Here is a 19,569-nt window from a genome sequence, read left to right as displayed (position 1 = left end):
TGAACTAATTTTTAGGAGTATTATTAATCCAAGAATTGAAAATTTTAATGATATCGTTTCCCTCTCTGTCTATTAAGTCAAAAATATGTCGAATGATTTCCATATTCTTTGTACAGAAATCTGATGTGGGTCTGAATCCTTCTAAATCCCCTTGCGATGCGTAGTGAAATACTGGATCTGCTCCACAATAAGCTTGAAAACCGCAATCAGCACAACCTGCCAACGTTTCATTGGACCAGAATTTTGAAAAATATTGAGCTTTCTCACCATAGAAAAGAGAATGATAACTATCTTGAACATGGCCCAGCTTAAAAGTAAAATCTTGATTTTCTGCTAGCATTCTAGATTCATCAGTAGCATATACACTACCATCATAATTAAATACCACAACATTATTGATCATTCCTGCAGGAGATTGTAAATCCACATAATTAACAGGAAACGGAGTTAGAATTTTTTTTAGAACAACAGTTGTGTAATCTTCAACCATAAAATGTCCATTTTTATTTAGTTGAATAATATAGTCCAAACCTTTTTTATAAAAATCAAGATATCGCTGTGTCTGATAATGGTTTTTCTTTATATTTTTCAATGCAAATCCATAAGGACTTATGGGACGTAAAAATATATTACTAAAACCGTTTTCAATATAATTATCAATGATTTCAATAGGATAGTCTAAACTTAAAGTTGTTGTTGTCATCAGGGCAGATATTTTATCGTGTCCAAGCTTTTCTCTTGCTAGCTCAATACCCTGCATAACCATTTCATAACTTTTAGTTCCTGTCTTAGGTCTATTTGCATTGTGTAGAAATGCTGGTCCATCTAATGATGTAGATATTACAACATTGTGTTGTGCGCAAAACTCCAGTATTTCGTCCGAGAACACAGTCGCATTAGTACAAATAACAAATGTAATTTCTTTGTTGTGCACTTCGTTTAGGAGATTTGCGTATTGAATACCGTATTTTACTTTATCAAAAGCTAGTAAAGGTTCACCACCTTGAAATTCCATTGTGATTGAAGAAGACGGTGTTCTGAACATATGATCAATACCAGCTTTTAAATCTGCGATTGAAATATCAAAATCCTGTTTATTTTCAGAAACTCGTGATACTTGGCAATAATGGCAAGAGTGATTGCAGCGTAAGGATACCACAAATATATGTAACGCGGTGAACTCATCTAGAAAAGACTTTTTAGTTCGGTACCGCGTTGCTAAAATGTCGATTAAATCAGGAATTGGTTTTTCTGAAATAAAAAAATTAGCAATAAGATCAGCATAAATTTCTTCCTTGTCGTTAATTTGACGATTTGCAATTCTTGTTGACGTGCCTATTGGCACAATAAGAAAATCTCCAACTTCATTAACCAATACTTCCTTTTCATTATTGACCTGATGAAAGCGAAATGGAAGAAGGAAGTAAGTATTCGTTCCAGTATTATATCTATCGATCGATTTAAATTTCCGAAATTCTTTAATTGTTCCTACATCCATATCTTATTTTTTAAAATCAAATGGATTAAATCCAATAGGATCATCTAAAATTCCTGGAGGAGATTCGTCATATTCATCATCGTTTGCAAATGCCTTTGCAATTAATAAAGTCCTTATATCTTTAGTTTCAAGAGCTATTACCTCTCTAGTGTTGAAATCTATTAGATCTTTTTTTATCTTAGATATAAGACTGTTTTTATCCGTATCATCAGGAATATTTGACATCTTAATTATTAAATTATCGCCCACACTTTCGATATCGATATCAAACTTTCCAGAGTACCAGTAGAAACATTTATGTACAACAGATATACTATATAGAGTACTTTGGATCTTTAGTACGATTTTATTATTTTCATTAAATTCTACCTTCATTTTATTTATTTAGTAAGTGATATGCCGTTGATGCGTCACAGTTACCACTCCCAGTCAAATTGTTATCTTTTTGATATTTCTTAACCGTTGCTTCAATAGTTTCGTCGTATGTATATGTTCCATATACTTGATTTTGTCCATTTTCCAGTAGGAGATATCCTTTTTTTAATAAAATATTAATAAGTTCGGTCACATCGCTTCCAGACATATCACGTTTTAGATTTCGATCTCCGAGTTTTAAAGCAGTGGCGCTTAGACCTGCTATAGTTTTAGTCGGAGAATTTTTATTAGTAGACGATGAAGTTTGTTTTGAGCTACCAGAACCACTTGATGATCCGCTACTGCTAAAGCCCAATGGACGAGTTGTCGAAGAACCGCTGGTTGAGCTTGTAGAAGATGAACTGCGAGAACTTGAACTTCCAGAGCTCGTCGAGCCAGAAGAGCTACTGCTTGAAGCACCAGAATAGTGTGATCTATGTGATGAATGCGATCGATGACTCCGATGTGATATAAGTGACCAGCCAGAATTGTTATTTAATTTTAATAATAACTTTGGGCTTAGATCTTTCTCTTTAATTATAGAGAATTCATTTTCTTTATATATTGAGCCAGGTGTATCTATTACAGCTTCTGCTTGCACTGTACTATTTGCTGCTATACCTGCAAGAGAACTAAGAAATAGCTTTTTTAATACATCAGATAATTTATTTTTCATAGATTAGATGAATCTTATATGGGTTTTGATTAGTCAAACTGGACTAAGTTAATGAAAAACATATTATTTAAACAATTTACTTGAAATAAGATGTTTTTAATGATAGATGTAGATTAGTTTTTATTTGTAATTAAGCGTTAATTAGAAATTAATCCTTCAAATCAGCATGCATTTATTGATCATTTCTTTTCAAAATGTATAAAAATTGAAAATTTCTCATCCATCAAATCTGTTATATAATAAACTTTTAATTTCAATTCAGTTTTGATAAATTATTTCCACATTTTACTCAATTAAGTCTATCTACTCTCATTTATTACTTTTTTGCGAATATATCTATAGAATTTGGGAATATTTACGGGAAACCGTATTGCAAAGGAATATAATGCTACAAATCAATTAAAAAATAATAAAACTAAAATTTATAGTAAATAAAAGCTAATATATTTAGTTTTATTATTTATCTTTGAATATTGAATAAGGATGGACACGTTATAAGATAACCGGTTGCTCAACATTCTTGCGTGTTCATCCTGTTCAATATTGAATTAAAGCAGGGGAGGGTTCTGTGAGTTCACTTTATAGTAAAGAGACTTAGGATCGAAATGTCAACCCTGTTGGAAGAAGGTAAAAACGATAAATACTAATTGCGATGAATGTACCATTGACAATCGAGATCTTGGTGGACTTAAAGCATAAGGGATATAATATCCTGAAGTCTGACAATAGTGTGGATGATGTTATTCAGCATTTTGTCCCGACAAAAGTAAACGACCTATGGGCGTTTATGAGTGAATTTAAGGAAGAGTCTGCTACAGTTGTTATCGAGCAGATCCTAGATGTACCAGAGGAAGTATTAGAAGGGAAATTCTTAAGGGTTTTCTGATTGATCTATTAATTTTTAAAAAGCTGAGAGATGAATTTAAAGCAAATACACCAAGAATATATACTTAATCATCCTGAAGCAGTAAAAACTGCAAAAAGCAGATCAGAGCTAACTTTTAGACAGATTGCCGGTATCCGAGAGTCTGCCTTTAGCATCTCACAGTTGTTCACGTTAGCTGATGGAGAAGAGATTATTAGAGAAGGCTTTGCTCGATGGCCAGATATGATAGCAGGGGAGTTGGAACTACTCAAGAAGAGAATGGTCGATTAATGTGTCGAATAATATTTTCAAACTAAATGTAACATTTTGATTAATATGCAACTACTTATAGAGGTAAGTTAATTCATATTTATTTGCAACCTTTATCGAAATGTTACAATTTAAGGATTTTAAGAAGCATTATGGTAGCCATTTAGTTTTATCCATCCCAGATTTAATACTAGAGAATGAAGTTTACTGGCTACAAGGAGCTAACGGATCAGGAAAAAGTTCATTATTAAAATGTATCTCAGGATTATTGCCCTTTGATGGCGATATTTTATTTTCGGGAAATTCATTAAAAAAGCAATCTTCAAAATACCTTTCTAAAGTAAATTATGCACCCACGGAACCTGTTTTTCCAACATTTTTATCAGGAAGAAGTATGATTGATTTTTTCGTGAGTTGCAAAAAAGATACTCTTGGTAATTATCACGAGCTAATTCAAATATTTGATATGAAAGATTATTTGGAACTGCCCCTTGCTCAATATTCAAGCGGTATGTTAAAAAAGTTATCTATTGTATTGGCATTTATAGGGGCATCAAAATTAATAATATTAGACGAACCATTTATTACTCTGGATCCTTTATCTAGCAAAATACTAGAACAATGGATCTGTTATAGCCGAAACAAAGATTTTGGAATTATTTTCTCTTCGCATCAGGTCGAGATTCCATTTGAAGCGATATCATTAAGAATTGAGAATAAACAACTTCTCATTAATTGTTAGACTTATGTTTCGAGTATTGATAAATATATTTGTTACGGCTTATTTTAAAAAATATGCAAATACGTTTTTTATTCTTTTTGGACTATTAGTAAGCTATTTTTTGTTCATTCAGACAGCAGGTGATTTTTTTGAACATAACCAAGAGTATTGGTCTTTTTTAATTCCTCTTAAAGTTGTTGAAGATCCAATATTATTAACTTTATTTATTTTACTTAGTATCATCTATATTTATTCTTGTATTCGGTTTGTGCAGCAACAATTTATTGAACCTAATACTTATTTTTTACAGGTTAGCTTAAAAGGATTAAGTCGAGAGAGGGAATTTCGAAATTGGCTAATAATTTATAGTCTGCTCTTTTTGCCAATAATTTCATATGGACTTTTTGTTATTTTAATAGGTTATGTTTTAGGACATTCTACTTTAACCTATTTAGTTTTAATTGTTACAGTTCTGCCAGTACCTATTTCATCTTACTATAGTTTAAGGTTTCATTGTTTTAAAAAGGTCGAAAGCCAGTCTCCTTTTTATTCTCATAATAATCGGACGGCAGTCACTGTACTTGGAATGAAAGCAGTTTATCTTATGCAATTCAATAAATTACTAATTGGGCTAACCAAAGGAATAAGTCTGTTATTGATTTATTTATTCCTACATCAATTTGACATTCGAGCTTGGGATCTACGCACTGTTTATTTGGCTGCTTTATGTGTAGGAATGATACATACAGTACTCATTTATAAAGAGCTTATGTATGAATCAAATATATGAACTTTGTTTTAAATTTTCCTTACCGGTCTCTGGAAAGATATGGACAACGATTTTTCTATTTTTTCATCCTATCCCTTTTAGAGTTATTACTTGTATTCTATTTAACAAATGTTCAATATACAATAATGTTTGGTGTTTTTTTATTTGCTAATATGCTCTTTTTAAATAGTTTAGTTTTGCGTATTGGTAACAACTCAATGTTAGTGATTAAAACTTTGACACTATTTTTTTTCATAAGTGTGTTTTTGATTTTGTACAACTTTTTATGGGTGCTCACAGTCTTTATTTCTCTATTGTCGATTCTTGTATACTTTAAGAATTTTCAGTACATAAGGTATAAAGTATAGGTAACATTTTGTTTCAATATTTGAATAATTGATACTACCCACTAACATCCACTAACTTTATAATTTTCCCATCTTCAGAAAACTCAAATATTGATTTGCCTTGAAGTCGCAGTTCTTGGCCTTTCTTCATGCCGTTAGGAAGATCTTTGGTTAAATTAACTTCATAGCCGATTGTGATTTCAGAGATATTTCCATTACGAAGGAATACTGCTTGTTTTATGCTTTCGATTAGTGCAAATAGACCTTTTTGTCTTTTTAATTTTAGTAAACCTTAAGTAACTGTTGACAGTACATAGCTAAATTATCTATTTTTTAAATTAATTTTAGTAAATTCCATTAGTTATTGGTTTTTCAATCTTTCTCCATTTATTTAAGCGAGGTTGTGAAGCTAATGATTGGCGCGTTGAATGTCAGTACATTAACGCAATCATTAATACCAAGAATAAGATATTCTTTTAACTCATCCTCATGACAGGCCGATAAAAATTCATCGCGTGTTTTCTCAAAATCAAACCATCCATTTTCTAAAACCTCCCATAACCATCCTTTAGGTCTTTGATCATTCCAAAATTCCAGCAGATCACCTTCATCAAGCACTCTAAATCCAAGGATACGATCAAATTTGATAGTGGCTTTGTCTTCATCCATGTCAAATGATTTCACATCAATAAATAGCGTTGGAATATCATAACTTACCCTTACAACTTCTGGTACTTTGTGTTCAAATGGCAAGCCATCAACTTTAATAGAAACAGCATCTTTCATAATTCAATTTTTTCTGCTTTTTAGTTAGTTAATACCGACTTCTAATAGTTCTTTTCATATCAGCTACATATTTTCTTTAAGAAATTTTTTAAGCGATTCTGTCGTCATATTTGTACCGATAATTTGTCCAGTTGCATCCACTAGGAAATTAGATGGATATGCCGTTATTCCAAAATAGTCTGCACTATTCTTTTTAGAGTCTATCAGACTGATCCATGGTATTTGATATTTTTCAACTGCTTTCAACCATTTTTTTGGATCCTGATCTACTGAAATACCTACAATAGAGAATCCATTTGCTTTATGCGCACGAAATAGTTCCGCCAGCACAGGAAATTGCGCGATACATGGTCCACAGTTACTATACCAATAGTCTATTAATGTAAATTTATTTTTGTTAATTAGGGTATTAAGATCAGTAATTACATTATTTCTGTCTGTCAAAGAAAACTGTGGAAACTCATTTCCTATAGATCCCTGTTCAGCTTTCTTTAATTCTAAATCCAATATTCGCCCAATATTGCTATTTCTTAGGTTAGCGTCTAATCCGTTATATATTTCACGAAAAATTGGTCGATTACCAAATGGTAAAAGGTGGGCTATTTTATAAAGGGGAACATAAGAGCTTGGGTAGTCCTTGGCTAAAATACTCACAACTGTATCGGTATTATTATAACTTAAATTTAAAAGCGAATCTTTCATCTGCATATTACCTAACTGATGATCTCTAAGGTATTTATAGATGTCATAGTTATTAGCAAAAAGATTATTATAGGCTCCCATAGTGTTTTCTTCCAAATATTTATCTCGTCTTATTAATTGATACTTATTTTGAAAGAGCCTTGCTTGAACTATATTTACTCCAGGATGCAATACAACAGGATTGGTTCGATAATTGGAATCAATAACAAAACTCACGTATGCTGGATTTCGAATAACAGCATTAAATAGAATATCTTTACTATTTATTACTTCCTCAGGCAAGGAGTCAAGATAATATTGATTTCCCAGAACTTTTTCAATTTTAACACCGTGCTGTTTCCCATCAGTAAATAGTATACTTAAAGTAGTTTTTTCCTGACCAAAAGCGATACTCCCAATTGAAGACATTAAAATGCCAAGTATTATAATTAGTTTCATTGTAATATCTGTTTTCGTTGTTTATAATGTTAAATCCCACATTTAGTCTGATTACCACTCATGGTTTCGAAATCTAAATTTAAGTATGTCTGTGCGGATATTACGGATGTGCTGCAGGATAGTAGGAGTAATAGCGCTAGTTTTTGTAATGGTTGCATCTTTATTTGGTCGTAGTCTATAATATGGTAAGCACAAGATAGCTATTTTAGCAAAGTAATCTAAACTTTTAAAACCAATTTTTTTAGCAACATCTGTAATTATTCCGTCCCAAATAGTTTTCCATTAAAAGTATGGGTACAGCAAGAGCAAAAAGGTTTCATATCTTTTGCTTTTAGATTAGGATTAGATAATTGTAAAATATTGTTATTATCAACATATAGACCTGAAAAATAGGATGACTCTCCAATCCTTACAAAGTCTTGCTTTTCGTTTTCTTTTAAAGCTACTATTGCAAATATTGGTTCATCTTTATCTAACCTAGATTTTGCTTCACTAAAAACGTCGTTCCAATCAGATCCAACTTTGGATATTAAAAATCTGTAAAGTGGTGTGTAATCTAAACCGCGCTCTTTTTTAGCAGACATCTTTCCCTTTGCTTGCTCTAATATTTCTTTTTTGCTATTACGAGTGTCTTTATAATCTCCACCAAATTTATGATGAACATTAAATGTCTTAGTATTTACTTTTCTAAATAATTTGGATTTATCTTTGTTCATTTTCAGGATTTACAAATATCTTATACACGTCAAGCGGTTATTCCGCAAATTTCTTTATACTTTCGATTTCTTACGTTCATAAATAAATTATATTTGTTTACACCTTTAGGTAAAGATTGAGTTAGTTTTTATCAAATATTTTTAAACAGAACCTTTTCACTACTTCCAATCTGTCAAATGCCACTTTGCCAATTCCCAATTATCGTCAGGATCTATACGATAGTCAAACTGTCTAGGGGAGGAGTTGGCTGTAATAATCTCTTGCAGAAAGATATTTGCGATTTCAGGATCATAGACTCGCCAAATTAATTCTCGCGTTTTATTCCAGGTTATTCTTGCAAGAAATAAGGCATTAGGCTTTTCCTTATCCGGACCTTTTATTTCATTATCCAAATAATCGCCATAGTTGTCAATTACTTCCACTTCACTTCTTGAAGGCATTCCATTGTCGATTAAATCTTCTAGGTCTATCATAATTGATAAATGCCATGCGAAAACTATTTTTGGTTCAAATTCCCTTAATGCAGTGTTGACTACTGCTATTCCTGGTAAATCATCTTGTTCAAAATTAAGCAAGGAATAGAATTCATCTGGTATCAATACTTTATAATCTGTCATATATCTCACAATCTTAAAATTCTCTCAATGCTCATTACCTTTATAGATCCACATCGGTTCTGTATGGCCTGCACGCGAGAATCCCATTTTTTTTAGAATTCTGTCGCATCACCATCAGCAGTTAGCATCTGCATATGAAATGAACCATATTTTTCCTGCATCTTATCCATGATCATTTTACCGATCCCTTTACCTTGATAATCCGGATGTACGAGTAGGTGAGGATAATATACGACCAGATGGCCATCAGAAATAGCATTGCCTAAACCTACCAATCGTTCATTGTCCCACGCAGTGATCAACGAGTGAGAGTTACTTAGGGCATTACAAAGCTCCACAGGCTTATCAGCTGCACTCCATTCGTTAGCCTGGTATAAGTTAATTATTTCTTCAGGTTCAATTCCTCTACGTTCAGAAAGGGTGATGTCCATATCGGTGATTGCTGTATTATAAATTGTAATTGAAAAATTTGAATGAACTTTCTTTGAATCCTAGTTTTTCATATAAAAATTGTGCAGGATTATTACGAGCGGTGCTTAAGGAAACTCTTGCACAGTTGTTTTCTTTTGCAAATTCAATGACTTGATGTATTAAAAGTTTTGCTATGCCTTGATTTCTATAATTTTCAAGTACAAACAAATCATTCAAAATATACACCTTCTTAAGAGAGGCAGATGAAAAAGATGGAAACAGTTGCGTAAAGCCAACGATTTCATCATCTTTTTTAGCTGTAAATATTACAGATTCATTATTTTGCACTCTTTCCTTTAAGAAAGTAATGTTATCATCTCTGATACTTTCTACTTTATAAAATTTGAGATAAAGAGAGAAGATCACTTCTAAATCTTCAATATCATTAATATTAGCTTGATGGATTTTAATCATTATTATATTTTAACTCCATATTATTATTGACTATTTTATATAGTCTAGTTTTTTTATCTGGATGTCTTATCTCAATGCTTTCCATATCACCATTTGGATATACTAATATGCAGTGTGGTATTCCATTGACAAAGTACTTCTCCTTGATTTTTTTATTATCCTCATATGCTAATAAAGATCTCCATGCAATGTTATGTTCAGTAATCACCTTCTTAAAAGCCGGAATATTCTTTTGCTCGTCAATTGAGATATAGGTTATAATCAAATTTTGATCTAAATCATTGTGTATATCTTTTAACAAAGGAATCTCTTCTAAACATGGCGCACACCATGACGCTGTGAAAACGATTAAATTAAATTTTGACTGATCCTGTATTACTTCCTCATGTCCCTTTTGATCCAAAGTTGATAATGAAGAGTTCTCAAATTTTCTACTAATAAACGATTCAATCTTTTTAGCCCATTGTGTGTGTTTATGTTTTTCAGAAAATAGAGAGTAGAGGATTTTAATATCTTCTACTGACCTGTAATTATTGAGATTGGAAGCAAGACCTGAGATTAGATATCTCGAGTCGGGATAAGTTTTTACAAAGCTTTTATAAGATGTTAAATATTGCTCGTAAGATTTTTTTTCATTATAGTAGTTATTGAACCAACTGAAATAAGGATCTTTTGCACGGATTGTTATATCCGAATTATCATTTTGTAGCATTAAGTCAAAATCTTCACAGATAAGATCCCCCATAATGGATGTATCCTTGTTGTTGATCTTAGTTGAAATTATATCCCCTGTAAAAACTGTTTTTTCCTTATAACGTGCATGAATATAGTTAACTCTATCCTCTACACCAATGTTTGCGATAGGAATTATTCTTTTATTCTGGGAGGTAATAAAACGTATATTCGTTGTTGTATTATTAATTGGGTCATAGTCCCTTACTTTTAGGATCATGTTCTCAGAGTTGTTGACGATACTATCAGGGATTATAATTTCCCAAGTAAATGGACCTTTTTTCTTTCCTGGTAACTGAATATTCCGATTATCCGTATAATCAAATAAGTAAAGCGTATCAAAAGGTGCATTCTCCAAAGTGACTAGCAGCTTATAATCTTTTAATGTTTTTTGCTGTGCATTGATGTTAATTGAACACCCTATGGTTGTTATTATTAAGATAATCGTCTTAAAATACTTCATTCGTCAAAAGGAGGTTGGATTTTACTTGTAATCTAATCTTTCTCAAGTATACTGTTTTTATTTATTATCTGAATAATTGAGACGACTATATTTTGCTCTAGGGGTAACCTAAATAAATTTTGGGTAATTTCATGGTTCTACACGCACAATGATATCCTCATTTATAGAATTACTATTTTTTTTCAATACTAGAGTTTTAAATGGAAACTCATCTATATTGATTAAAATACCTGTTTTAATTAATTCTTCAAATAATTCGTTGTAATAATTTTCAGAGTTAATTATTGTATGAATAGATTTTAAAAATTCGCTAGTTTGTAAAAATTTGTATAAATAGAAATGATCAATTGCACCAAAATTTCCTTTTCTATTAATCTTCACATGCAAGTATTGCTTTGTTTTTTTATTTTCAAAATCACAGGCATCCCCATGGAAACAATACGTCCAACTGTTTTTTAGATTACCTTTCCACAGATTATTTTCTCTATTTATTAGCTTTTGAAATGATTGATCTGACTTTAAATCAAGATTAAATTCATGAGCTAAAATTTTTATCATTTCGTTTGCTTTGTTTTCAAAAGCTTGAATTACTTCAATAAGCAGGTCTAATTCTTTCATATAAATGTTCGAAAGGCTTTAGTTTTTAAAACTCTTTTATAATAATCTAATAGACCGTATTTTTGGTAACTATTTATTTGTTGTCAAGGTGTAATGAAAATGGGTTTACGAAGTATTATGTGGTAATATTGTTGTTAGTTTTTTCATAATCTTTTAAACGTTATAAATTTTTTCATCAACTCATCTGTTTCTTCGTCGGATTTAGGATCTTTCTTAAATGCCAAATTTAAAACCAAAGGTTGTCCGTTAATGGATCCAAATGCTATAATTCTAAATATTAATTCCATTTCGCCTTTGAGCTGATATTTTTTACCTGAAAATTGTTCACCATTTGAAGTGAAACTAATATTTGTTGCTTTTGAATATTTCAATTGTTTTTCGATTTGATTTAGAATTTGTTTTTCAACTCCCTGTTCTACCATTTTATTTGTCAGGTAAATCCATTGAGCTGAAAATGAATTGTTTTCTATTGAATACTCGTCTTTCGCAGTATAGTTTGTTGGAACATCAATTTGGATATTTGCATAATTTACTTTTTTAATTTCTGTGCTTTGCGCTACAAGGCTAGAAATTGCAATTATCAAAAAAGATACTAAAAGTATAGGTTTCTTCATTATTAATATTTTTTGTTCGACTTGAGAGTTTTGTTTAATTTATTTTTAAAAAAGATATATATAATAGCCAAAATCATATTGCTAATAATCAAATATAAGGTGATCTTCTAAGATAAGTGGGGTTAAAGATTTCATAGGACTTTGTGTTTATGAGAATACATGAGCAAATTTATGGTAAAGAACTGAAGCCAGTTTACGTTAGCAATATATGAGAAAATTGGATAAGAGGATCACTTACAGTTCGAGAAAAAAAACGGAGTAAATTGAAGGAATTCGCTTCCAGAGATGAAAGATTTTCAAACTGATCTTATCGATTCGTAATTATTTGTTTAGTTTTTCGATTTTCAATTTTTTCTTTCCATAGTCGCCTATTATTAACAACATATTTTTCAATCTTATCATCAGATGTTGTTATGGAAAGCCCATTAGGGATTAATCCAAGAGTATTATAAAATCCAATTTCTTTAATTTGCTCTAATAATATTGTTTGGCTATGATTTTGAGCATTAAAGTTGTGAGATTTAAACAGCACTTTGTCAGTAAGTAAATATAATTTTCCTCCCACAGCTTCTACATTAATAAAATGATTTGCCCCTCCAGAATGAATAATAGTTAATCCTTCTATATTTTCAATTTGAGTCTGACTTTTAACTGTTTTGGAATTGACAAACAAATAAATTCCAACTCCAAAAAGTATTCCCGAGAAGATTCCAGAAATTAATCCATAATCACTTCCAAACAATATACTAAAAAATAGTCCCATTACTACTCCAAAAAATATACCGGCTAATATTGAATTTTTAATTTCTGTCATTTTGTTTATTTGAGTTATTGGTGTTTGTAAAATTTTTCACGAAATAAAAGACAACAAAGCTTCTTAAAACTCTACCTATATTTGTATTTTGTAAAATTAAAACCTAATGTAATTATTTTTATGTGAATCAGGTATTTAAGATAGAAAATATTTGTGGATAGCGAAACAAATCTAAAATATGTGTTAAATACATTGTAAGAGAAATTGAAGTTTATGATGTAAAAATTTACCCACTAACATCCACCAACTTTATAATCTTTCCATCATCTGAAAACTCAAATATTGACCTGCCTTTAAGTCGTAGTTCCTGGCCTTTCTTCATACCATTTGGAAGATCCTTGGCTAATTTAGCTTCATAGTCGATTGTGATTTCTGAAATATTGTTGCGGTGTAGGATGGAGGTGACGGTCTGCTTACGGGACGCAAATAGATATAACACCGACATAGCCTGTACAAGAAAGGCATCTTTGCCTTTTAACGACATCGTTGTATTACCATCATGGATATTCTCAAACACAACATCCTCAGCCATATTCTTGCACATGTCTTTAGGTTTAAAAGCATTGTATGCATTGATGTAATGGACTATAATAGAAGTTTGAGGGTGAGACTTCCAATAATAGATAATACCATCAATAGTTTGCTTAGTTAAAATGCTTTTGGTAGATAATATTTTGATACATTTTTCTAGATCACTGATGGAAAATTCAAACTGAGATTCTGATATGAGCTTTTTCCAAATATCAATTGAGGACGTTGGTAAATCGAGGATACTTTCATCGATCCATTTTATCAGAAGATCAAGTAAATTTTTATTAGTTTTTCGGAACGATCCTTTTTGATTTATCTTCTTTGTCCAGATAATTCGAGTGCCTTTTCCGTTGTTATCGTATGTAATATGACTAAAACCTTTTTCTTCGTCAGTATTTATTTTCTGGCTGTGGAAGAGCTGGATATTGCCTTTCGGGCAATTATTCGAGAATAAATCAGAGAAATAACAATTTAGTAAATAGGGAAGCAGGTCAACCTGATCAGACTTGAACTTATTTTTATCGTTTGGATTGGCGATGTAGCTAAAGACGTAATTGTTGGCTTTTCCAAGTAAGAACGATAATTCTTCATCATCCATTCCTATTTGTCCTATTAGATCAATGACTTTGCATATAATATGATAATCCATATGAGACATAGTCACAATTGGACCGTCCTTCTTTCGTACCGATTCTCTTTTTACTATTTCAATCAATTTAGGATACCTTTCAAATTATTAATAAATACAAATCATAACCTCAGTCTGAATGGTGAGGTAATTAATATAATTTCGAATTTAATAAATAAAAATGATAGCTAAACTTCAGCTCTATGATTATGCTTTATTATTGGCCACAAATTTTTCCCAAACCTCTTTTACGACCTTTCTTTCTTCTACTTTATCACTTTTTAGATGAAAATGACCATATAAATTCTCTATACTTTCTAAAGCTTTAGGATGTGTATTTCTAGTATATACTGCTGAGATTACTCTTTTTGCAAAACGTGGATCTTTTAGGGTGTCAACAACTTTATCAACTTTCGTATGTGAATCACTGACGTCCCATTCATCAGAAGGAATAAAATCATGAATTTTACATTCGAGAGCATCTGCTATTGCAGCAAAATCAGCAGAATTATATTTATTTACAGTTTCGTTATTTTCAATATTTGTGACGTAATTTTCACCTTTATTGATGTCATAAGATAGTTGAATTGCTGACTTTCCTAACACCAGTCTTAAAAACTTTAGAGTATTTATTATATATAATGAAAGTCTGTTAATTTTTTCCATGATTGATATTACCATGGATTTTGGAATATTTAGAGTTTATATATCCACTTAAAAATTTGCAATAATCGAATATTGTTATTATGTTTGTTATGTAAATATATCTTAATGGTATCTTTATTAGTATTTTAAAGGCTATTGATGCTGGATCTTGTAATCGAAAACGTAGGAAATTTTCATTTGACACAAGTTCAGGAGATCAAAGCCCAATCTCTATCTTTGTATTTCCAAAGGAGAGATGGGCATTCTCTTGTTTTTGTTAAAAGGTTCTCCTACGACCCTCGATTGGAAATAAGGTTTGTCCCATCTCTTTTTTTGATGAACTTTCTTTATTATATACTTGATTCATTGCTCAAGCTTTTTTAAACCTTAAAAAAGAGAGTTATGAACAAAAAACAGAACACCAAAAACCTCATCAAGCCGGCAGATTAGATCTGTTGCGCAAAGTCACTATGCTGACTATCCATTCAAAATGCATTATTGTAGACCATATTATAACCAATAAACGAAGACGTAAAATTGCATTTTCTCAAACTTATTTTTTAACTATTGAAAGTTGAACAGCGGGCTTATTGCCAAATTTTTAGCTCCTGATTCACTTTCAGTATAAACCTTTAAAAAATGCAAAAAACTTGCAGCAGGGAGAGCTATGCGCTGTCCCCAGGGAAAGAACTGTCTTCGTTTTTGAACGAAAAACGTATCTCCTTTATTAAAAAACCAATTATGACAACATTTTTACCCGAATGTTTATTTAAAAAGTTCGATCCAGAATTTAGATATGTAACTACGCTGTCCGCATTGAAATATGTCAAAGGTGAACGGCCAGTACAGCGTTACTATTCGCTGTTGATCAGGCTTTCGGAACCTTCAGATTCCTTTAGTCTGGTTGTGCGCAATGAAGCTATCGATGTCCTGCGGATCTCGCTGATCAATATGAAGATCTATGAGATTTACCTTTTTGCCTTAGCGTTGCCAGCCGACTTTCCTGTCAGCCAGATAATGGTGCTAGGAGAGGACCGTGAACGGTTTATTCCCAATGATGAAAAGGAAAATATTCCGGGATATTGCTACGAACTGACGGTACCTGCGAAGACAGAACGGGAGGAATACCAACAACGGATACTGAACGATCTGAATAGGCACTTTAAGCTTGATGTAAGAATCGAGAAGCTAGCTGTCGTAAAAGACAGCCGTAAGGTCGTGAAGATGACGGGCGAGTCTGTTGAACTCATCTGGGCAGAACAGCTCACGATGATCATGAAAGCTAAACGCCGATCAGTAGTCGTACGAACCATGAATTAAAGTTCTCTAAAGGAACGTAACGAATATAGTTTCACTGTTTAGAAGCCCGGATGCTGCCGAGGGAAGAGAAAATGACTTTAGGAACAAGTCACCCTCGGTAGTTAAGGGGGACAGCAGGAGCTATATGCATTAGAAATTACAACAATGAAAATAGATAAAACATATAAAACCAAGGATTGGAGGGATCTCCAAAAGCTTGGTAAATATAAGGGAGAGCTATTGCTATTCAGTAAGCTATTACTGCTCTCTTTATTCATGATCTTTCATATGGTTAGTTTATATGCTCAGACACCCCGCAAGGACAGCGGGGTGAACGGGCAGGTAAAATATGAACTTGCAGGTAGAGTGATATCATCAATTGACGGTACTCCGATGCAGGGGGTATCTATCCGTATCGATAAAGAAAATCTACAGATTAAATCATCTTCGGAAGGAACATTTGAAATGTTGCTGAATAATAGAAAAGGTAAAATCATATTCTCCTATGTCGGCTTTAAAACTCAAGAAATCAATTATACCTCAGGGGTATCATTAATCGTGAAATTAATACCTGAGGATAATAAACTGCAAGAAGTGGAGGTGGTATCTACCGGGTATCAGAAAATACCAAAAGAGCGAGCTACGGGTTCATTTGAATTTGTCGATAATAAACTCTTCAATAGAAAAGTGTCGACAGACTTTGTGAGCAGGCTGGAGGATGTGGTGCCGGGTATTTTGGCATTGAAGAACAATACCAACCGGGGCAGTTTACTCAATATTAATATCCGCGGTATCAGTACCATGAATTCTGAAAGATGGCCTTTAATTGTGCTCGACGGTGTGCCTTATGATAGTCGAGGTGGCGATTATGGTAAAGGTACTTTTAATAACATCAACCCCAACGACATCGAAAGTGTCACAGTACTGAAAGATGCCGCAGCTTCTTCCATATGGGGAGCGCAGTCCGGGAATGGTGTAATTGTGATTACGACCAAACGGGGGAAGTTCAACAACCCGACTTCACTATCTTTTAATTCAAATATCAGCATCAAAGCCAAGCCTGATCTCCACTATTATCCACAGATGAAGTCTTCCGATTATATCGATCTGCAACAGTACTTATTCGATAAGGGGCGATACAATGGCCAGTTCAATCAGTGGTACTACAATCCGGAGCCTGCGCTGTGGCTAATGGAAAACAAACGGACAGGAAAAATATCGAACGATGAGTTTAACAAAGCAATCGGAGAGATGCGGGCTACGGATATGCGGGATGACTTTTTAAAGTACATCTACCGTAGATCGGTCAATCAGCAATATAACCTGCAGTTGCAGTCTGGTGGTGAAAAGATCAATACCATCTTCTCGGTTGGCTATGATAAGAATCTCAATGAAGTCGTGACTTCTTCCTATCAACGGCTGAACTTAAAGTCCAATACACAGTTGCGCCCAGTTAAAAATATGCTGGTGGATATTGGGATGATGTATACCGAATCTAAGACCAGAGAAAGTTTATTTCCGGTTCAATATAATCAAATAGGTAAGGGAGCTGGTATGTACCCGTATATGAATATGGCGGATGGAAATGGAAATCCCTTGGTTGTAGATATAGCAAGTTTTAATCCGGTCTATCAGGATACCGTTGCAGGTGGCCGTTTACTGGATTGGTCTTACCGGCCCTTGAAAGAACTTTATGATACCAAAGAAACGCAAAAAGTACAGGAGTTTTTTTCGAACATCAATACCAGCTATTCGTTTGATTTTGGTTTAAAACTAAACCTATTGTATGCTTATCAGAGATCGATTATTCCTATTGAACAGTGGCAGGGTATAGGATCCTATTTCCAGCGGGATGATATCAATGGGCTGGCGAGTTATACGGATGAAGCCGTGACCTGGAATCTACCTGTTGGCGATTTTTTAGGGATCAGCAATTGGAACAATATTGACCATCAGGGTCGTATGACAGCAGATTATACGAAGAAGTGGATCGATAAGCATGAGCTTTCTTTTCTATTGGGATCTGAAATCCGGATGAGTGATAAAAAACTGAATTATGCGCAGTATCATGGCTTTGATCCAGAAACCGGTGCTTTTAAGCCTGCAGCATATGGGGTGGAATTTCCTTTTATGAACGGCTCATTTGGGACTAAAACAATAGTTGACCGGTCGAGGTATGAGCACCTGCAGAATAATTTCATTTCCTATTTTGCAAATGCCGGTTATACTTATAACAGTCGCTATCTGTTGAGCGGAAGTTTTCGGAAAGATGCCTCCAATCTATTTGGAGTGAAAAGTAATGATCGGGGACAGCCTTTCTGGTCGGTGGGGGTTGCATGGATTGCATCCAATGAAGCCTTTTTAAAGGATAGTCCGTTCAGCTTTTTAAAATTGCGGGCCACTTATGGCTATAATGGTAATGTGAATAATATGGTTTCGGCTTATCCGATCATGTCCATAGAAAGTCAGGTTCACTTTATCAATAACCAACAGTTTGGAATGATCACAAGACCTCCAAATCCGAAATTGCGCTGGGAACGCGTAGGAATCAAGAACGTCGGGTTGGACTTTGCGATGACCAACAACTGGCTATCGGGTAGTATCGAATACTATGAAAAGAATGCGAAAGATCTGATTGCCTCAGACCGGATTGACCCCAGTACAGGTTTTTCAACTATGATGGTAAACAGTGCGAATCTAAAAACCAAGGGTTGGGATATCTCTTTAAATGCACTGCCTGTGCAGTCTAAAAATTGGGTATGGGGCAGTAATTTAGTGTTTAGTTATATACGCACCAAAGTCTTAAAAGCTTTTGTACAGAATGAAATCGGGCAGGATTATATAGCCGGTGGATTGGCAAGTAACCGGAATACACCTTTTGAGGGAATGGATCTCTTTGGTCTGCTTGCTTATAAATGGGCGGGCTTGGATCCGGAGACAGGTGAACCACGTGCCTACCTCAATGGTGAAATTTCGAAAGACTACAGTGCCATCACCAATTTGAAAGCGACCGATCTGGAATATATGGGATCGACAATTCCATTGTATACCGGAAGCTGGCGCAACAGTGTCCGCTATAAAGCTGTGGAGCTGTCCTGGAACATATCCTACCAGCTTGGACATAAATTTCTGCGCAATTCTTTTAGTAACAATAGCTTCCTGAATGATAATATCGGGCATAAAGACTATGCACTGCGTTGGCAAAAACCGGGTGATGAACAGACCACGGATGTTCCGGCATTTAGCTATCCAAATAACTCCAATGCCAGTAGGGTATATATGGGTTCTACGGCCTTGGTGGAAGATGGTGGCCAGATCAAGTTGCGAGATATCCAGTTGACGGTCAATTTGCCTTTTGCCTCTAATTTTAAACTTAAAAACTGCAAGATCTATGGCTATGTGCAAAATATCGGCACGATATGGCGCGCCAATAAATGGGGAATCGACAGCGAGTATGGACCAGCTATTCCCGATCCATTGATGTCTTCCCTTGGTTTTAGTTTTAACCTTTAATCTATTT

At 33.5% G+C, this 19,569-nt stretch carries 21 protein-coding genes; 6 read left to right on the top strand and 15 right to left on the bottom strand.

The features are described 5' to 3' along the window. Positions 1-4 precede the first annotated feature (4 nt). From hxsB to WH188_RS24255, 3 genes are read right to left on the bottom strand one after another with little or no spacing between them, the layout of a single operon-like run. A complete protein-coding gene (gene hxsB, locus WH188_RS24265; protein WP_183913252.1) occupies positions 5-1,498 on the bottom strand; it encodes a His-Xaa-Ser system radical SAM maturase HxsB in 1,494 nt (497 codons plus the stop codon). Between the two features lie 3 nt (positions 1,499-1,501). Then, positions 1,502-1,873: a His-Xaa-Ser system protein HxsD gene (gene hxsD, locus WH188_RS24260; RefSeq protein ID WP_045753695.1), complete on the bottom strand. Its 372-nt coding sequence runs from the start codon at positions 1,871-1,873 to the stop codon at positions 1,502-1,504. Position 1,874: 1 nt separating this feature from the next. Continuing rightward, complete coding sequence (locus WH188_RS24255; protein WP_045753696.1) at positions 1,875-2,588, bottom strand: peptidoglycan-binding protein; 714 nt, start codon at positions 2,586-2,588, stop codon at positions 1,875-1,877. A 652-nt stretch (positions 2,589-3,240) separates the two neighbouring features. Between WH188_RS24255 and WH188_RS24250 the strand changes: the two genes are divergently transcribed. The 4 genes from WH188_RS24250 (at position 3,241) to WH188_RS24235 (ending at position 5,234) form a co-directional block, all read left to right on the top strand. Continuing rightward, positions 3,241-3,474, top strand: a complete 234-nt coding sequence (locus tag WH188_RS24250; protein WP_339424780.1) for a hypothetical protein — start codon at positions 3,241-3,243, stop codon at positions 3,472-3,474. A 30-nt stretch (positions 3,475-3,504) separates the two neighbouring features. After that, positions 3,505-3,744, top strand: a complete 240-nt coding sequence (locus tag WH188_RS24245; protein WP_094772537.1) for a hypothetical protein — start codon at positions 3,505-3,507, stop codon at positions 3,742-3,744. A gap of 100 nt (positions 3,745-3,844) precedes the next feature. Further along, the gene (locus WH188_RS24240; RefSeq protein ID WP_339424779.1) at positions 3,845-4,465 is read left to right on the top strand and encodes an ABC transporter ATP-binding protein; all 621 of its coding nucleotides are present in this window, start codon (positions 3,845-3,847) and stop codon (positions 4,463-4,465) included. A gap of 4 nt (positions 4,466-4,469) precedes the next feature. Further along, positions 4,470-5,234, top strand: a complete 765-nt coding sequence (locus WH188_RS24235) for a hypothetical protein (RefSeq protein WP_339424778.1) — start codon at positions 4,470-4,472, stop codon at positions 5,232-5,234. A gap of 713 nt (positions 5,235-5,947) precedes the next feature. Here the strand turns inward: WH188_RS24235 and WH188_RS24230 are convergent. From WH188_RS24230 to WH188_RS24175, 12 genes are all read right to left on the bottom strand, one after another. Beyond that, positions 5,948-6,346, bottom strand: coding sequence for a hypothetical protein (locus WH188_RS24230; protein ID WP_339424777.1), 399 nt, complete (start codon positions 6,344-6,346; stop codon positions 5,948-5,950). 63 nt (positions 6,347-6,409) lie between these two features. Beyond that, positions 6,410-7,486, bottom strand: coding sequence for a TlpA family protein disulfide reductase (locus WH188_RS24225; protein WP_339424776.1), 1,077 nt, complete (start codon positions 7,484-7,486; stop codon positions 6,410-6,412). Between the two features lie 257 nt (positions 7,487-7,743). Continuing rightward, positions 7,744-8,202, bottom strand: coding sequence for a hypothetical protein (locus WH188_RS24220; protein ID WP_339424775.1), 459 nt, complete (start codon positions 8,200-8,202; stop codon positions 7,744-7,746). Positions 8,203-8,361: 159 nt separating this feature from the next. Continuing rightward, on the bottom strand, positions 8,362-8,820 hold the full coding sequence (locus tag WH188_RS24215; RefSeq protein ID WP_339424774.1) for a DUF695 domain-containing protein: 459 nt from the start codon (positions 8,818-8,820) through the stop codon (positions 8,362-8,364). A 92-nt stretch (positions 8,821-8,912) separates the two neighbouring features. Beyond that, the gene (locus WH188_RS24210; protein ID WP_339424773.1) at positions 8,913-9,251 is read right to left on the bottom strand and encodes a GNAT family N-acetyltransferase; all 339 of its coding nucleotides are present in this window, start codon (positions 9,249-9,251) and stop codon (positions 8,913-8,915) included. A gap of 16 nt (positions 9,252-9,267) precedes the next feature. Further along, the gene (locus tag WH188_RS24205) at positions 9,268-9,705 is read right to left on the bottom strand and encodes a GNAT family N-acetyltransferase (RefSeq protein WP_339424772.1); all 438 of its coding nucleotides are present in this window, start codon (positions 9,703-9,705) and stop codon (positions 9,268-9,270) included. Continuing rightward, positions 9,698-10,900 carry a TlpA family protein disulfide reductase gene (locus WH188_RS24200; RefSeq protein ID WP_339424771.1) on the bottom strand — a complete coding sequence of 401 codons (1,203 nt, stop codon included), beginning with the start codon at positions 10,898-10,900 and terminating at the stop codon, positions 9,698-9,700. The genes WH188_RS24205 and WH188_RS24200 overlap by 8 nt, the downstream gene beginning before the upstream one ends. Positions 10,901-11,029: 129 nt before the next feature. Further along, positions 11,030-11,518, bottom strand: a complete 489-nt coding sequence (locus tag WH188_RS24195) for a DUF6896 domain-containing protein (RefSeq protein WP_339424770.1) — start codon at positions 11,516-11,518, stop codon at positions 11,030-11,032. A 143-nt stretch (positions 11,519-11,661) separates the two neighbouring features. Beyond that, a complete protein-coding gene (locus WH188_RS24190; protein WP_339424769.1) occupies positions 11,662-12,132 on the bottom strand; it encodes a hypothetical protein in 471 nt (156 codons plus the stop codon). A 307-nt stretch (positions 12,133-12,439) separates the two neighbouring features. After that, the gene (locus WH188_RS24185) at positions 12,440-12,946 is read right to left on the bottom strand and encodes a hypothetical protein (RefSeq protein ID WP_339424768.1); all 507 of its coding nucleotides are present in this window, start codon (positions 12,944-12,946) and stop codon (positions 12,440-12,442) included. Between the two features lie 226 nt (positions 12,947-13,172). Then, a complete protein-coding gene (locus tag WH188_RS24180) occupies positions 13,173-14,192 on the bottom strand; it encodes a nuclear transport factor 2 family protein (protein ID WP_339424767.1) in 1,020 nt (339 codons plus the stop codon). 120 nt (positions 14,193-14,312) lie between these two features. After that, positions 14,313-14,771 carry a hypothetical protein gene (locus WH188_RS24175; RefSeq protein ID WP_339424766.1) on the bottom strand — a complete coding sequence of 153 codons (459 nt, stop codon included), beginning with the start codon at positions 14,769-14,771 and terminating at the stop codon, positions 14,313-14,315. A gap of 618 nt (positions 14,772-15,389) precedes the next feature. Between WH188_RS24175 and WH188_RS24170 the strand changes: the two genes are divergently transcribed. After that, positions 15,390-16,070, top strand: coding sequence for a hypothetical protein (locus WH188_RS24170; protein ID WP_339424765.1), 681 nt, complete (start codon positions 15,390-15,392; stop codon positions 16,068-16,070). A 144-nt stretch (positions 16,071-16,214) separates the two neighbouring features. After that, the gene (locus WH188_RS24165) at positions 16,215-19,562 is read left to right on the top strand and encodes a SusC/RagA family TonB-linked outer membrane protein (RefSeq protein WP_339424764.1); all 3,348 of its coding nucleotides are present in this window, start codon (positions 16,215-16,217) and stop codon (positions 19,560-19,562) included. Positions 19,563-19,569 lie beyond the last annotated feature (7 nt).

The organism is Sphingobacterium sp. MYb388, from assembly GCF_037479535.1.
GTDB classification, from domain to species: Bacteria; Bacteroidota; Bacteroidia; order Sphingobacteriales; family Sphingobacteriaceae; genus Sphingobacterium; species Sphingobacterium anhuiense.
The sequence above is the reverse complement of the archived record's forward strand: the minus strand, read 5'-3'. Positions and strand labels throughout refer to the sequence as shown.

Coding starts and splice junctions, on each gene's coding strand:
- WH188_RS24205 (WP_339424772.1), bottom strand. CDS start 9,705: ATGATTAAAATCCATCAAGCTAATATTAATGATATTGAAGATTTAGAA.
- WH188_RS24215 (WP_339424774.1), bottom strand. CDS start 8,820: ATGACAGATTATAAAGTATTGATACCAGATGAATTCTATTCCTTGCTT.
- WH188_RS24185 (WP_339424768.1), bottom strand. CDS start 12,946: ATGACAGAAATTAAAAATTCAATATTAGCCGGTATATTTTTTGGAGTA.
- WH188_RS24165 (WP_339424764.1), top strand. CDS start 16,215: ATGAAAATAGATAAAACATATAAAACCAAGGATTGGAGGGATCTCCAA.
- WH188_RS24170 (WP_339424765.1), top strand. CDS start 15,390: ATGCAAAAAACTTGCAGCAGGGAGAGCTATGCGCTGTCCCCAGGGAAA.
- WH188_RS24255 (WP_045753696.1), bottom strand. CDS start 2,588: ATGAAAAATAAATTATCTGATGTATTAAAAAAGCTATTTCTTAGTTCT.
- WH188_RS24210 (WP_339424773.1), bottom strand. CDS start 9,251: ATGGACATCACCCTTTCTGAACGTAGAGGAATTGAACCTGAAGAAATA.
- WH188_RS24250 (WP_339424780.1), top strand. CDS start 3,241: ATGAATGTACCATTGACAATCGAGATCTTGGTGGACTTAAAGCATAAG.
- WH188_RS24195 (WP_339424770.1), bottom strand. CDS start 11,518: ATGAAAGAATTAGACCTGCTTATTGAAGTAATTCAAGCTTTTGAAAAC.
- WH188_RS24235 (WP_339424778.1), top strand. CDS start 4,470: ATGTTTCGAGTATTGATAAATATATTTGTTACGGCTTATTTTAAAAAA.
- hxsB (WP_183913252.1), bottom strand. CDS start 1,498: ATGGATGTAGGAACAATTAAAGAATTTCGGAAATTTAAATCGATCGAT.
- WH188_RS24175 (WP_339424766.1), bottom strand. CDS start 14,771: ATGGAAAAAATTAACAGACTTTCATTATATATAATAAATACTCTAAAG.
- WH188_RS24190 (WP_339424769.1), bottom strand. CDS start 12,132: ATGAAGAAACCTATACTTTTAGTATCTTTTTTGATAATTGCAATTTCT.
- WH188_RS24245 (WP_094772537.1), top strand. CDS start 3,505: ATGAATTTAAAGCAAATACACCAAGAATATATACTTAATCATCCTGAA.
- hxsD (WP_045753695.1), bottom strand. CDS start 1,873: ATGAAGGTAGAATTTAATGAAAATAATAAAATCGTACTAAAGATCCAA.
- WH188_RS24240 (WP_339424779.1), top strand. CDS start 3,845: ATGTTACAATTTAAGGATTTTAAGAAGCATTATGGTAGCCATTTAGTT.
- WH188_RS24200 (WP_339424771.1), bottom strand. CDS start 10,900: ATGAAGTATTTTAAGACGATTATCTTAATAATAACAACCATAGGGTGT.
- WH188_RS24225 (WP_339424776.1), bottom strand. CDS start 7,486: ATGAAACTAATTATAATACTTGGCATTTTAATGTCTTCAATTGGGAGT.
- WH188_RS24230 (WP_339424777.1), bottom strand. CDS start 6,346: ATGAAAGATGCTGTTTCTATTAAAGTTGATGGCTTGCCATTTGAACAC.
- WH188_RS24220 (WP_339424775.1), bottom strand. CDS start 8,202: ATGAACAAAGATAAATCCAAATTATTTAGAAAAGTAAATACTAAGACA.